The sequence below is a fragment of the Rhizobium sp. P1_E1 genome (assembly GCF_056406015.1).
The window spans coordinates 37,133-50,093 of record NZ_JBFUAY010000004.1 but is presented as its reverse complement, the minus strand read 5'-3'; the positions used below and the strand labels follow the sequence as shown (position 1 = coordinate 50,093).

Sequence of the window (12,961 nt, the reverse complement as noted above, 5' to 3'; positions counted from 1 at the left end):
CTCAAGTCTCCCTGATTGATATCGCGGAAATCTGGCGGCCGTAATCCGGCTCCTTGCGATGTGTCGTCCTGCGGTAGGAAAAGAAGCGCTCGTTGTCCGGATAAGTGCAGAGGCCGAGGCTTTCGGCCCGCACGCCGGCTTTCGCCAGCCGGTCGACGGTCAGCGCCGGCAGGTCGAACATGGCGTGGCCGGGCGTTGCGGAAGGCACGAAAAAGCGCTCGTCGTCCGGGTTTTCGGCGACGAAACGCTCGACGAATTCGGGACCGACCTCATAACTTGCCTGGCTGATCGAGGGGCCGAGGCAGGCGACGATGCTGCCGCGGTCCGCACCCAGCGCCTCCATGGCGGCGACGGTATTTTCGAGCACGCCCGTCAATGCGCCCTTCCAGCCGGCATGAGCGGCGCCGATGACGCGATTGTCCGGGTCAGCAAACAGGATCGGTCCGCAATCGGCGGCAAGCACGCCAAGCACAATACCAGGGGCTGCCGTTACCATCGCATCGGCGTCGGGGCGGATGCCGTCATAATCGGCGCCGATCGTCACGACATCGGGGGAATGGACCTGATGCACGGTTGCCAGCCGCTCGACCGGCAAGCCGAACCAGGCGGCGACGCGACGGCGATTTTCCAGGACCTTGTCGCGTTCGTCGCTGGAGCCGAGGCCGACATTGAGGCCGCGATAAAGCCCTTCGGAAACGCCGCCGGCCCGAGTGAAATAACCGTGCCGGATCGTGCTGCCCGCCGCCTGGTTCAGCAGCGCGCTTTCGATCGGTGCGGGAGAGGCCGCGTCCTGCATCTGTGATTCCGGGGTTTTCGAGGGGTTTGTCATGATCCCAAGCGCATCGCATATGCGGCGCGCTTCAAGTTCTTGTTTCGGGCGGATGTTGAACCAGCCGCGTGCGCCCTGTCAATCCACCGGACGAAAGGGCATGAGATCGATGGCGGGGTAGGAGACCGCCATCACCTTGAAGAGTTCGCCCATCCGGCCTTCACCGGCGCCGGCGAGCCTTTCGACCGCCGTCTGGATGACCTGCTGGGTTTGCAGCTCGCGATCGCGGCTGAGGGCGGTTGCGCGCTCGAGGATGCCGAGACCGGTCAGAAAATCACCCTGATGCAGGGCGCCGTTCAGATGGAGGCCGGCCGCAAGCGCCGTTTCGGCGAGTTGCTGGAAGTCGACATGACTCGTCAGATCGGCTTCACCTGGATGGGCGAGCGGCGGGTCGAATTCATGCATGCGCACGGCCTGCAGCGTATCGCCGAAGCCGGTGACGAGATGGCCGTAGTCGATCGTAAGCGCCGTGCCGCCGAAGGCGCGCAGCCGCTCGCAGATCGCCATCATCACCGCCTGGCGGGCAGGCGAGATCTCGAAGAGCGTGCCGACCGGCACGTCCTGCACCGGTTCGGGCAGCAAGGTGGGGTCGATGCCGGCGACGCCGGCGGCAAAGGTCAGCTCGCCATCGGCGTCGATGCCGACCATGCGCTCGCGGAAACCCGTCGGCATGCGAACGAACTGGCGGATGGGGATGGCATCGAAGAGTTCGTTGGCGGCAATCAGCGTGAAGCCGGGCGGTACTTCATCGAAGCCATCGTGCCAAGTGATCTTCTCGCCGTGGTGTTCGAGCGTCTGGCTCTGGACGTCGCGCAGGCGCTCGCTGGTTTCGACGAGATGCACGGTCATGGCGTCGAAAAGCGGTGGAGCGATGCGGGAGATGACGCGCAGCATGTCGGCCATCATGGTGCCGCGGCCGGGGCCGATCTCGACGAGGCGGACGTCCGTCGGTGTGCCGTGGCGCTGCCATGCATGGACGATGAAGACGCCGATCATCTCGCCGAAGATCTGGCTGACCTCGGGCGCGGTGACGAAATCACCGGAACGCCCGAAGGGCTCGCGGGTGCGGTAATAGCCGTGTTCGGGGTCTGCGAGGCAGAGCGAGAAATAATCGGTGACGCTGATCGGGCCGTTGGCCTGGATGATCGCCTTGATCTTTTCGCCTAGAGCGGTGGTCATGTCGCGCGTCCTGCCGTTTTCAGAGCTGCAGCGCAGCCTGGCGGCGGGCCCGCAGCATCGCCCAGAGGCCGAGCAGGATCATCGGGGAGGAGAGCACCATGCCCATGGTCAGCCAGTTCGTGCCGAGGAGATAACCGAGCTGGGCGTCAGGCTCGCGGAAGAATTCGACGAAGATGCGCGACAGCGCATAACCGCAAACGAAGACGCCTGTAATGAAGCCGGGGCTTTTCAGCGCGCGCATGCCGTAGACCAAGGCGGCCAGCACCAGGAGCAGAACGATGCCTTCGAGGCCGGCTTCGTAAAGCTGGCTCGGATGGCGGGCGAACGGGCCGCCAGTCGGGAAGACCACGGCCCAGGGCACGTCGGTCAACCGGCCCCAGAGCTCGCCATTGATGAAATTGGCGATGCGGCCGAAAAACAGGCCGAAGGGAACGACGGTGGCGACGATGTCGAACAGGCTCCAGATCGGGATGGCGTTGCGGCGGGCAAAGAGGATCATGGCGATCGTCGTGCCGGTCAGGCCGCCATGGAAGGACATGCCACCGTTCCAGATCTCGAGCGCACGGACGGGACTGCGCAGGACGGCAGGGAGATCATAGAAGAAAATATAGCCGAGACGGCCGCCGAGGACGACGCCAAGCGCTGCCCAGACGATGAAATCATCGAGCTGCGTCCTTGATATCGGCGAGACGTTGCCGGGCCAGAGACTTTCATTGGCGGCGAGGCGGCGCGCATAGGCCCAGCCGAGCAGGATGCCGGCGACGTAAGCGAGGCCGTACCAGTGAATCGCCAGCGGACCGATCGAAAAGGCGATCGGATCGATATCCGGGAAAGGCATGATGGCAAGGAGATCGGCTGTTATCGGCAAGGTTTTCCACCTGTTGAGTTGCGCGGAACATGCCGCTGCGATCCCGGACGGTCAAGTCCATTGTTCGTGATGGCTCGTTCCCGGCCGGTTCCGGCAAGCTTATCCCGTGCAAAGCGCTTGCATCGTCGATGGTGAAGCCCTACCTCAACTCTTGAAGCCCTGAAGGGCTGAATTCACCTCATGCGAAGGGAGAAAACCGCCATGACGACCGGAACGAACCGCATCATGGACGAATTCGCCAAGCTGATGACCGATGCGGCCGGTGCCGCCCAGGGCGTCCGCAAGGAGATCGAAACCGCCTTCAACGCCCAAGCCGAGCGTTGGCTGAACAGCATGGACATCGTCAAGCGCGAGGAGTTCGAGGCTGTGCGCGAGATGGCGATCAAGGCACGCGACGAGAATGAGGCGCTTGCCGCCCGCATCGCAGCACTCGAGGCAAAGCTTGCCGGCGAGGGCGCTTAAATCCTAGTACGACACAGATGCGGCGTTGCCTTCATGCCACACGCCGCATCTTCCGTAAAAAAACCAGGTGAGTTTTCCACCTGTGGACACTGCCAAAAAAGCCAATTCGCAGAGTCGCTTATTCTCCCTTCTGAATTGAATTTCGAAGAGCCTTTCCACAGTGGCCGGTCCTATTTTCCGTTCGGGGGGCTGGCAGGGGGCAAGGGGCGCTATACACTGATTTTAAATGATGATTCGAAGCGACTTGGTAAGCTCCGGGCAGGTTATCTGCGTTAAGTCTGGCAGCGGTTCAACGATCATCCGAGTGGTGGTTTCCGGTATTTGCGTGTGTCTTTCTTGTGTTCGTACACCAAGTTAGGTCGCATTCGTTCCGGTCAAGAAGGTGCTGCATGAACCTGATGGAATTGGAAGTCGAGCGTCAGTCGAACCCGGTCGACATGATCGAGTACGTTGCCTCCAACAACGACTGGTCGTTCGAACGGTCCGGCGAGGACGAGATCGCGATGACGGTCGAGGGGCGCTGGACGGACTACCACGTCTCCTTCTCCTGGATGGAGGAATTCGAGGCGCTGCATCTTGGCTGCGCCTTCGATATCAAAGTTCCCGACATCAGGGTCAACGAGGTGGTCAAGCTGCTCTCGGCGATCAACGGGCAGGTGCTGATGGGTCATTTCGATCTCTGGCGCCAGGAAGATGTCGTCATTTTCCGCCAATCGCTGCTGCTTGCCGGCGGTGCGGAGCCTACCAATCGCCAGGTTGAGGTGCTGCTTTCCAGTGCGCTTGATACCTGCGAGGCCTATTTCCAGGCATTCCAGTTCGTCGTCTGGTCCGGCATGGAAGCGACGAAGGCGATGGAAGCCGTGCTGTTTGAAACGGTCGGCGAGGCTTGAGATGCCGACGAAGGCTTTCTCCTCGACACATCCCGTCGTACTGATCGGCGCCGGAAATATGGGTGGGGCGATGCTCTCCGGCTGGCTGAAGAGCGGCGTTCCGGGCTCGGCCGTCATTGTCGTCGATCCCGGTCCGTCGCCGGCGATGCTGGCGACGATCAACGAGGCTGGCGCCACCCATCTGACCGCGCTTCCCACGGATTTGAAGGCAAGCGTGCTGTTCCTGGCGGTCAAGCCGCAGGTGATGGAGACGGTGCTGCCGGCGGTGAAGAGCGCCGTCGGGCCTGACACGGTCGTCGTCTCGGTCGCGGCCGGCAAGACGCTCGGTTTCCTCGAGAAACATCTCGGCAAGGCCGCCATGGTGCGGGCCATGCCGAACACGCCGGCCATGGTCGGGCGTGGCGTCACCGGCGCCTTTGCCAATTCAAGGGTCAGCGATCGGCAGCGCGAACGCGTCCATTCCCTTCTGCGCGTCTCGGGCCCAGTCGAATGGGTGCCCGCGGAAGCCGATATCGATGCCGTGACGGCGCTTTCGGGCAGCGGCCCGGCTTATGTATTCTATCTCGTCGAATGTATGGCGGAGGCAGGCCGTAAACTCGGTCTGCAGGCGGACCTCGCCATGCGTCTTGCGCGGGAAACAGTCGCGGGGGCTGGTGAACTCATGCACCAGTCCCCCGACGACGCTTCGCGGCTGCGGGAGAATGTAACCTCTCCCGGTGGCACGACGGCGGCGGCGCTGGCCGTACTGATGGCCGAAGACGGCATGCAGCCCTTGTTCGACGCAGCACTCGCGGCGGCGCGCAAGCGGGCCGAGGAACTGGCCGGCTGACGGAGACCATATGGCCGAAGAGATCACCTACGCCGATTTCGAGCGTGTCGACATTCGCGTCGGCACGATCATCGAGGCCAGTCCCTTTCCGGAAGCGCGCAAGCCGGCGATCAAGCTGGTGATCGATTTCGGCCCTGATATCGGCACCAAAAAATCCTCAGCGCAGATTACTGTGCATTATACGCCGGAAAGCCTGCTGGGCCGGCAGGTGCTCGGCGTCGTCAACTTTCCGCCGCGCCAGATCGGGCCATTCCGCTCGGAAGTGCTGACGCTGGGAGTCGAGGACGAGAACGGCGCGATCGTGCTTGCTGCCGTCGAACAGCCGGTCCCGAACGGCCGAAAGATGATGTGAGCGCAAGCTCACACTTAAAGCGCGTCGCGTCGAAGCGGATTCATGCGACGCGCTTTAAGTCCTTGTTTTATGCATGTCGCCCAAAACCGCTGCGCACTTTTGGGCGACATGCTTTAGTTGTTCAAGGCTTCGCCTGATGTGCCGGCATCGGATCCTCCACGAGGTCTGATCTCCCGTAGAAATGGATTGCTGCGCCGCTCGTCGCCGATGCGGCTGCCCGGGCCGTGGCCGCAGATGAAGCCGACGTCGTCGCCAAGCGGCAATACCTTGTCGCGGATGGAATCGAGAAGCTGCTGATGATCGCCGCCCGGCAGGTCGGTGCGGCCGATCGAACCGTTGAAGAGGACATCGCCGAGATGGGCGAAATTCTGCGCACGGTTGAAATAGATGACGTGGCCGGGGGCATGGCCGGGCGTGTGATAGACCTCGAATTCATGGGCGCCGAAAGAGATCTTGTCGCCGTCTTTCAGCCAGCGGTCGGGCACGACGTTACGCAATCCTGATATGCCGTATTTCGCGGCCTGGGTCTCGATCCGCTGCAGCAGTGGCAGGTCGTCCTGATGCGGGCCAACCACGTCGATGCCGAGAGCTTCCTTCAGTTCACTGGCGCCGCCGGCATGGTCGAGATGACCGTGTGTCAGCCAGATTTCCTTGATGGTTAGGCCGTTCTGGGCGATCGCCTGCAGGATGAGCGACACGTCGCCGCCGGGATCGACGACGATGCCTTCCTTGGTATCGGGATCGAAGAAGATCGTGCAGTTTTGCTGGAAGGGTGTCACCGGAATGATGCCGGCCTGGAGCATGCCCATAAGTGCCTCGCTTGGTGTCTCTGCTGCTTCGGGTATAATCCGAAACCGCGGCAAGGACAGCCGGAATCTTGTGCCATGGGCGCTGTGCCTCACGGTAAAAAGACGGACCGCAACAAGAATTTATGCCCCTCTTTGCCATCGTCGCAGGGTGATAAAATCGTTTTTCTCTCAATTCTTCCAAACATTTGCATGAAATCTCCCGCAAGTAGTGCTTCGCTCGGCGGAGCACAGGGGAACATCGTGGAACCCCGTGCGTTGTCAGCCCATCGAAACCAAGGAGACGCTCATATGACCTTAAAGAGAAACATTCTGCTGGCAGGCGCGGTGCTGATGGCTAGCGCCGGTCTTGCGCAGGCGGAGATGATGGCGACGACGGTCAATGATCTCAACGTCCGTGCTGGCCCCGGCCCACAATATCCCTCGGTCGGTCTTGCCACCCGCGGCTCCACCGCAGTCCTCGACGGCTGCATCGAAGGCAGCCGCTGGTGCCGTGTCGACGTCAACGGCATGCGTGGCTGGGTCTATGCCGATTATCTGCAGGTCGATCACGGCGGCAGCTCTGTTATCGTCGAGCAACACCGCTCCGAGATCGGCGTTCCCAGCGTGACCTACGAGTCGACCGCGAGTGTCGTTCCGGCCGAGCCGCAGCCGGCGCCGGGCGACGAGTTGCTCGGCCCCGTCGGGTCGGTCGAGACTATCACCCCGCCGGAGACGGTCCGCACCTATATCGACACCAACCCGGGTGAGACGGTGCAGCTTGGCGGCGATGTCGTCGTCGGCGCGGAAGTGCCTGCAGACGTTACCTTCCAGACGATTCCCGACTACGAGTACCGCTATACGAGGATCAACGATCGGCCGGTGCTGGTCGATCCCGGTACGCGCCGGATCGTCTACGTCTATCAATGACGTGATCGACAGAAACTGAGGCGAGGCGGACGTCGGACCGCCTCGTTTCGGGGCGCTTCTCCCTGCCTTAATCCCGCATCGGTTGATTTTTCTTAACGCTTTCCTCCGAAATATGATAAAATGCTAATACGCCAAAGATCGGCGTAGCCGGGCGATCGGGGAGATCGCCAGAGGAGGAAATCATGGAAGCCCTACTTCCGCTCATCACACAATTGATTGCCGGTGCAATCGGCGGCAACGCCGCGAGCGCCGCTTTGAAGCAGCAGGCGATCAACGTCGTCGCCCGTACGATCGCAGGCGCGATCGGCGGCGTTGCCGGCGGTATGCTGCTCAGCATGGTCGGTGGGGAAGCGGCTATGACCGGCCTGATCGCCGACGGCATCGGCGGCCTGATCGGCGGCGGCATTCTCTCGACGCTTGCCGGACTGGTCATGGCACGGGCGCACAGGTAAAAAGGCCCGGCAGGCGTTTATCTACAGCGCCGCGCGCTTTTGAGACGCGCAAAGAACGCTGTAGCACTTTAAATTGCTGCATAATTTTACCCTTCAATCGATTCCGATTTAAGGAATTATGCAGTAGCCGGCCGATTTCCTGAGGGTCTTATTCGGCGGCGATCACCGCCGGATAGACTTCCTTCATGTAGTCGTTCATTTCGGAGATCGTCGACGGCGTGAAGCGGTACGGGCCGGTTTCGGAAACCGGGGTCACTTCCGCAGCCGAACCGGTGAAGAAGCACTCGCTAAAGCCGGGGAGTTCCTCCGGCAGGATCGCGCGTTCGATCACCTCGATGCTGCGGCGTTTTGCAGCCTAGGGCTACGCCGATGCTATGGTGCTCGATTATCGCGGCCAGGTCGCCGAAGCGACCGGCGCATCCCTAACTCCTCAGGCGCTTCACGCGCCATGCCTGTTGATTGTTGTCCCCATTACGTCTTATCCACAGACGCAAGGGGAAATCGCGTGTTGCGTCGGAGTGCCAGACGGGCCTTAGTTTCCAGGAAGTGCCAGGGAAATGAGGAGACCGTGCGGGCCTCCCGCAGAGTTCGCGGAAGCTAACAGCCAAATTTATGTCAATAAAGCTGACATATCTTCGCGAAAGTTTCCCGCAGCGCGCGGAACGAGAAAGGAATGCCGAGTGTCACGACAGACCGGCCCGAAAGTAGGCAAGCCAGAGCCGCTGGGCACGCCGATGGAAGATACTGATATCATCGATTTCGAGATCATCGAGCTGTTCTTCTTCGCCTATCGCGACTTCGTTTCCGATCCGGATGCCATCCTCGAAAAGAGCGGCTTCGGCCGGGCGCACCATCGCGTCGTGCATTTCGTCAACCGCAATCCCGGCATGACGGTGGCTGATCTTCTCGATACCTTGAAGATCACCAAGCAGAGCCTCGCAAGGGTGCTGAAACAGCTGATCGATTCAGGCTATATTCGCCAGGTGGCAGGTCCCGAGGACCGGCGGCAGCGCAAGCTTTATCCGACGCAATCGGGACGAGAGCTGGCGCTTGCCCTTGCCGAGCCGCAATCGCGCCGCATTGAGCGGGCATTCGAAGGGGCTTCTGCGGAGGTGCGGGAGGGCGTAAAAGCTTTCCTCAGCGGCATGCGGGACAGACAGAGGGCGGATTGAATGGCGGTCAAGACAGGTATTTCCGACGATGCGGCGCATTTGCTGGTGGTCGATGACGACTCCCGTATCCGCGCGCTGCTCAATCGTTATCTCGCCGAGAACGGCTTCCGCGTCACTGTCGCCGCCGACGGCGCCGAGGCGCAGCGCAAGCTTGCGGGTCTCGATTTCGACCTGATCATCATGGATGTGATGATGCCGGGCGAATCCGGCATCGACGTCACCCGCGGGCTTCGCGCCATCAAGAACGTCCCGATCATCATGCTGACGGCGCTGGCAGAATCGGGCAACCGCATTGAAGGCCTGGAGGCGGGCGCCGACGACTATCTTTCCAAGCCCTTCGACCCGCGCGAACTGGTGCTGCGCATCAACAACATCCTGCGCCGCAACGCCGGCGGCGAGGGACCGAAGATCGAACAAGTGATGTTCGGCCCCTACACCTTCTCGCTGACCCGCAAGGAGCTGAAGAAAGCCAGCGAGGTGATCCGGCTCACCGACCGCGAGCAGGAGATCATGCTGCTCTTTGCACGGCGCGCCGGCGACACGATCCCCCGCCATGAACTGATCGGCAACGATACCGAAGTCGGCGAGCGGACGATCGACGTGCAGATCAACCGGCTGCGGCGTAAGATCGAGGACGATCCCGCCAATCCCGTCTGGTTGCAGACCGTGCGCGGCATCGGATACAGGCTGAGCATCGACTAAACTCAAGGTTCGGGACCGGCGCTGATGGTGACGATCGACAGCTTGCGGCGGGAAGACCGCACTTCTGCGCCGGGCTGGCGCTGGATCGTCCGGTGGCTGCGCCGCCGGCTGCCGACCGGACTTTACGCGCGCTCGCTGCTGATCATCATCATTCCGATGGTGCTCTTGCAATCCGTCGTCGCCGCCGTGTTCATGGAGCGCCACTGGCAAATGGTGACGGAGCGGCTGTCGCTTGCCGTCACCCGTGACATCGCCGCCATCATCGAAATCATCGAGACCTATCCGCAGAACTCGGACTATAGCGAGATCATCCGCATCGCCCGCGACCAGCTCAGCCTGCAGATCTCGATCGAGCCGGACGGCGATCTGCCGCCGCCGCGCGTCAAGCCTTTCTTCTCGATTCTCGATGGCATCCTCAGCGACGAGATCACCGACGAGATCCACCGGCCTTTCTGGATCGACACAGTCGGAAATTCGAACCTCGTCGAGATCCGCATCAAACTCGACAACAAGATCCTGCGGGTGCTGACCAAACGCAGTCAGACCTATGCGTCGAACACCCATATCTTCATCGTCTGGATGGTCGGCACCTCGCTGGTGCTGATCGGCATCTCGATCCTCTTCCTGCGCGGGCAGATCCGGCCGATCCTGACCTTGGCGCGCGCGGCCGAAAGCTTCGGTAAGGGGCAGAAGCCCGATAATTTCTATCCGCGCGGCGCCGACGAGGTCAGGCGCGCCGGTCTTGCCTTCATTCTGATGCGGGAGCGAATCGAACGGCAGATCGAACAGCGCACCGCGATGCTCTCCGGCGTCAGCCATGACCTGCGCACCATCCTCACCCGCTTCAAGCTGCAACTGGCGCTCGCTGGCGACAATCCCGACCTGCATGGGCTGAACGATGACGTCAACGACATGCAGACCATGCTGGAGGCCTACATGGCCTTTGCACGCGGCGAGGTCGAAGAGGATGTCGGCGAGCTGAAACTCAGTGAGATCTTCGCAAAGCTGGAATCCGATTTCGCCCTGCACGGCAAAAAATTCAGCTATTCCATCGAAGGCGATGACGACATATCCGTCAGGCCGAACGCTTTCATGCGGCTCGTCACCAACCTTGCCTCGAATGCTCGGCGTTATGCCAATAGGCTCGACATCGAAGCCAAGCACAACGCCAAATGGCTGACCGTCGTCTTCGACGATGATGGGCCGGGCATTCCTGAGAAGAACCGCGAGGACGTGTTCAAGCCATTCTTCCGGCTGGATACGGCGCGCAACCTGGATGCGTCGGGCACCGGCCTCGGCCTTGCGATCGCCCGCGACATCGCCCGCAGCCACGGCGGCAACGTCACGCTCACCGACAGTCCGCTCGGTGGGCTGAGGGCAACGATCCGCATTCCGGCTTGAAGGCATCTCGCGCAAAAATGTGCAGCGGTTTTGCGATAACGACATGCGTAGAAACAAAGAGATAAAGCGCAAGGAGCGAATCTGAAAGATTGCGACGGGCTTTAGACGCCGGCGGCCGTCAGCTTTACGGCTTTGCGCGCATCGAAATCATCCAGGTGTTCGACGATCCAGCGCCAGAGCGTGACGACTTGCATGAGGAGGTCGCGTCCGAGCGGCGTCAACTCATATTCGACGCGCGGCGGCACTTCGGGATAGAGCGTGCGGATGATGAGGCCATCTCTTTCGAGGGTGCGCAGCGTCTGCGTCAGCACTTTCTGGCTGATGCCCTCGACCCTCTCCATAAGGCGTGAGAAGCGCAGGGGTGCGCCGGCATCGGAGAGTACGTGCAGGATGCGCAGCGGCCATTTCGCCGCCGCCCGCTCGATCAGTTCACGGGCCCGCCCATCCTGTTCGTCCGTCATACTGCTGCAGAAATCGAAGATGTCACTGGTCAAGTCAGTTACCTCAAGGTGTGTATAGATCGTCCGGGTACCTTCTTTCGATTGGATACAATAGACCATACATGAGCCGGGAACCAAAGCAGGAGGTTTCCGATGTTCAGAGTCTGGTTGATAACAGGGAGTTCGCGCGGTCTTGGCCGGGCGCTGGCGGAGGCGGTTTTGGCCTCCGGCGACAATTTGGTGGCAACTGCGCGCGATCCCGGCCAGCTTGCCGATCTTTCCGAGCGGTATGGCGATCAGGTCCTGACGCTGGCGCTTGACGTGACCGACGAGGTGGCGGCAGCGGCAGCAGTCGAGGCTGGTGTGAAGAGGTTCGGGCGCATCGACGTGCTCGTCAACAATGCCGGCTACGGCAATGTCGGCTCGATCGAGGATACCAGTCTTGCCGATTTCCGCGCCCAGATCGAGACCAACCTCTTCGGCACCATCATCATGACCAAGGCTGTCATCGCCCTGATGCGCGGGCAGGGGGCGGGGCACATCATCCAGTTCTCATCGGTCGGCGGCCGGATCGGACCCGCCGGGCGCGGCGCTTATTCGGCGGCGAAATTCGGTGTCGAGGGCTTTTCCGAGGTGCTGTCGAAAGAGGTCGCGCCGTTCGGCATCAGGGTGACGGTGATCGAGCCCGGCGGCTTCAGGACCGATTTCGCCGGCTCCTCGACGGTGCTTGCCGAAGGGCGGCAGGACTATGCGGAGACGGTCGGTGCTACGGTGCGTTTCCAGCGTGAGTACGATGGTCGCCAGCCCGGCGATCCTGCCAGAGCGGCGGCAGTCGTCATCCACATCGCCGGTCTCGACGAGCCGCCGTTCCGGCTGCTGCTTGGCAGCGATGCGGTACGCAATGTCGAAAAGGCGGATGCGGCGCGTATCGAAGCCGATCGGATGTGGCGCACCGTGAGTGTCTCGACCGATTTTGATGCTGAGGCCGAGCCCATGCCCTGGGAAAAGAAGACCGGCTGACGCAGGCAAAACAAAAGCGCCGCTAAAAAGCGGCGCTTTGCATCAGGGATATTCGACGATTCAGCCGGCGGTGCAGAAGTGGCTGCGGCCGTCATTGCCGACATAGGTGCCGCTGCGCGGATCGAAGGAGCGGTAGCGGTAAGAGCAGTAACGCTCCCATTGCGGCGACCAGGGCTCCACCGCCGTGCGGACCGGCGCGTAATATTGCGGCTGATCGACATAGACGCGGCGGGGCGCGCGATAGACCGGGGCGGGCTCGTAATAATCCGGCTCGTAGGCCGGGTCGATGTAGCGGCGTTCTTCGTAGACCGGACCGTTATTGGCGTTGGCGATGGCCGAACCGACGATCAGGCCGGTGGCAAGGCCGACGGCGCCGCCGACCCACGCATCGTTGTTGCCGTGATTGCCGTGGCGCCAGTGGCGGTCGCGGGCCGACGCTTCACCGATGGCGGAAAGCGTGAGTGCGGCAGCGGTTGCCGTCAGCAGAATGGTCTTGGCGAGCCTTTTCATAAGCATAAATCCTAATCCCGGGAACCGAACGCCGGCCCCTTTCTCGATGATGAGAGAAGTACAGATTTGTAGCTGAACGAAGGCTGAACGACAAAACCCGGCATTGCTGCCGGGCTTCAACTCGAACTCGCCAGCCTTGT

16 protein-coding genes and 1 pseudogene are annotated in these 12,961 nt (G+C 61.6%); 10 read left to right on the top strand and 7 right to left on the bottom strand.

Annotated features, from left to right (window positions below; genetic code table 11):
- Window position 1 precedes the first annotated feature (1 nt).
- From pgeF to lgt, 3 genes are all read right to left on the bottom strand, one after another.
- Window positions 2-796: a peptidoglycan editing factor PgeF gene (gene pgeF, locus AC1D1Z_RS03315; RefSeq protein WP_018243030.1), complete on the bottom strand. Its 795-nt coding sequence runs from the start codon at window positions 794-796 to the stop codon at window positions 2-4.
- 111 nt (window positions 797-907) lie between these two features.
- Window positions 908-2,008 carry a class I SAM-dependent methyltransferase gene (locus AC1D1Z_RS03310; RefSeq protein WP_018243029.1) on the bottom strand — a complete coding sequence of 367 codons (1,101 nt, stop codon included), beginning with the start codon at window positions 2,006-2,008 and terminating at the stop codon, window positions 908-910.
- Window positions 2,009-2,027: 19 nt separating this feature from the next.
- Window positions 2,028-2,876: a prolipoprotein diacylglyceryl transferase gene (gene lgt, locus AC1D1Z_RS03305; protein WP_047618549.1), complete on the bottom strand. Its 849-nt coding sequence runs from the start codon at window positions 2,874-2,876 to the stop codon at window positions 2,028-2,030.
- 201 nt (window positions 2,877-3,077) lie between these two features.
- On the opposite strand from lgt, the gene AC1D1Z_RS03300 reads away from it, so the two are divergent.
- The 4 genes from AC1D1Z_RS03300 (at window position 3,078) to AC1D1Z_RS03285 (ending at window position 5,409) form a co-directional block, all read left to right on the top strand.
- On the top strand, window positions 3,078-3,338 hold the full coding sequence (locus AC1D1Z_RS03300) for an accessory factor UbiK family protein (protein ID WP_003541711.1): 261 nt from the start codon (window positions 3,078-3,080) through the stop codon (window positions 3,336-3,338).
- A gap of 389 nt (window positions 3,339-3,727) precedes the next feature.
- Window positions 3,728-4,228 (top strand): type III secretion system chaperone family protein, encoded by a 501-nt coding sequence (locus AC1D1Z_RS03295; protein ID WP_003541709.1) that lies wholly within the window; start codon window positions 3,728-3,730, stop codon window positions 4,226-4,228.
- 1 nt (window position 4,229) lies between these two features.
- On the top strand, window positions 4,230-5,057 hold the full coding sequence (proC, locus tag AC1D1Z_RS03290) for a pyrroline-5-carboxylate reductase (RefSeq protein ID WP_018243027.1): 828 nt from the start codon (window positions 4,230-4,232) through the stop codon (window positions 5,055-5,057).
- Window positions 5,058-5,067: 10 nt separating this feature from the next.
- Window positions 5,068-5,409: a tRNA-binding protein gene (locus AC1D1Z_RS03285; RefSeq protein ID WP_047618545.1), complete on the top strand. Its 342-nt coding sequence runs from the start codon at window positions 5,068-5,070 to the stop codon at window positions 5,407-5,409.
- 113 nt (window positions 5,410-5,522) lie between these two features.
- Here AC1D1Z_RS03285 and AC1D1Z_RS03280 read toward each other — a convergent pair whose 3' ends face one another.
- On the bottom strand, window positions 5,523-6,218 hold the full coding sequence (locus tag AC1D1Z_RS03280) for an MBL fold metallo-hydrolase (protein WP_047618542.1): 696 nt from the start codon (window positions 6,216-6,218) through the stop codon (window positions 5,523-5,525).
- Window positions 6,219-6,506: 288 nt separating this feature from the next.
- On the opposite strand from AC1D1Z_RS03280, the gene AC1D1Z_RS03275 reads away from it, so the two are divergent.
- Both AC1D1Z_RS03275 and AC1D1Z_RS03270 read left to right on the top strand, forming a co-directional pair.
- A complete protein-coding gene (locus AC1D1Z_RS03275; RefSeq protein WP_047618539.1) occupies window positions 6,507-7,124 on the top strand; it encodes a DUF1236 domain-containing protein in 618 nt (205 codons plus the stop codon).
- 182 nt (window positions 7,125-7,306) lie between these two features.
- Window positions 7,307-7,576, top strand: a complete 270-nt coding sequence (locus AC1D1Z_RS03270) for a hypothetical protein (RefSeq protein ID WP_003541697.1) — start codon at window positions 7,307-7,309, stop codon at window positions 7,574-7,576.
- A 148-nt stretch (window positions 7,577-7,724) separates the two neighbouring features.
- Here the strand turns inward: AC1D1Z_RS03270 and AC1D1Z_RS03265 are convergent.
- Window positions 7,725-7,928: pseudogene (locus AC1D1Z_RS03265) on the bottom strand (branched-chain amino acid aminotransferase); the annotation flags it as partial.
- 328 nt (window positions 7,929-8,256) lie between these two features.
- On the opposite strand from AC1D1Z_RS03265, the gene AC1D1Z_RS03260 reads away from it, so the two are divergent.
- Genes AC1D1Z_RS03260 through AC1D1Z_RS03250 form a run of 3 tightly spaced genes read left to right on the top strand, consistent with a single transcriptional unit; the run spans window position 8,257 to window position 10,851 of the window.
- On the top strand, window positions 8,257-8,748 hold the full coding sequence (locus tag AC1D1Z_RS03260) for a MarR family winged helix-turn-helix transcriptional regulator (RefSeq protein WP_026230704.1): 492 nt from the start codon (window positions 8,257-8,259) through the stop codon (window positions 8,746-8,748).
- Entirely contained in the window at window positions 8,749-9,450 is a 702-nt protein-coding gene (locus AC1D1Z_RS03255; protein WP_003581129.1) for a response regulator, read from the top strand.
- A 24-nt stretch (window positions 9,451-9,474) separates the two neighbouring features.
- Entirely contained in the window at window positions 9,475-10,851 is a 1,377-nt protein-coding gene (locus AC1D1Z_RS03250) for an ATP-binding protein (RefSeq protein ID WP_047618532.1), read from the top strand.
- 101 nt (window positions 10,852-10,952) lie between these two features.
- On the opposite strand, the gene AC1D1Z_RS03245 is transcribed toward AC1D1Z_RS03250, so the two are convergent.
- Window positions 10,953-11,411, bottom strand: a complete 459-nt coding sequence (locus AC1D1Z_RS03245) for a winged helix-turn-helix transcriptional regulator (protein WP_018243020.1) — start codon at window positions 11,409-11,411, stop codon at window positions 10,953-10,955.
- A 33-nt stretch (window positions 11,412-11,444) separates the two neighbouring features.
- Here AC1D1Z_RS03245 and AC1D1Z_RS03240 point away from each other — a divergent pair, with 33 nt between their 5' ends.
- Complete coding sequence (locus AC1D1Z_RS03240; protein ID WP_130652834.1) at window positions 11,445-12,311, top strand: oxidoreductase; 867 nt, start codon at window positions 11,445-11,447, stop codon at window positions 12,309-12,311.
- A 60-nt stretch (window positions 12,312-12,371) separates the two neighbouring features.
- On the opposite strand, the gene AC1D1Z_RS03235 is transcribed toward AC1D1Z_RS03240, so the two are convergent.
- Window positions 12,372-12,827, bottom strand: coding sequence for a BA14K family protein (locus AC1D1Z_RS03235; protein ID WP_183619175.1), 456 nt, complete (start codon window positions 12,825-12,827; stop codon window positions 12,372-12,374).
- Between the last annotated feature and the right edge of the window lie 134 nt (window positions 12,828-12,961).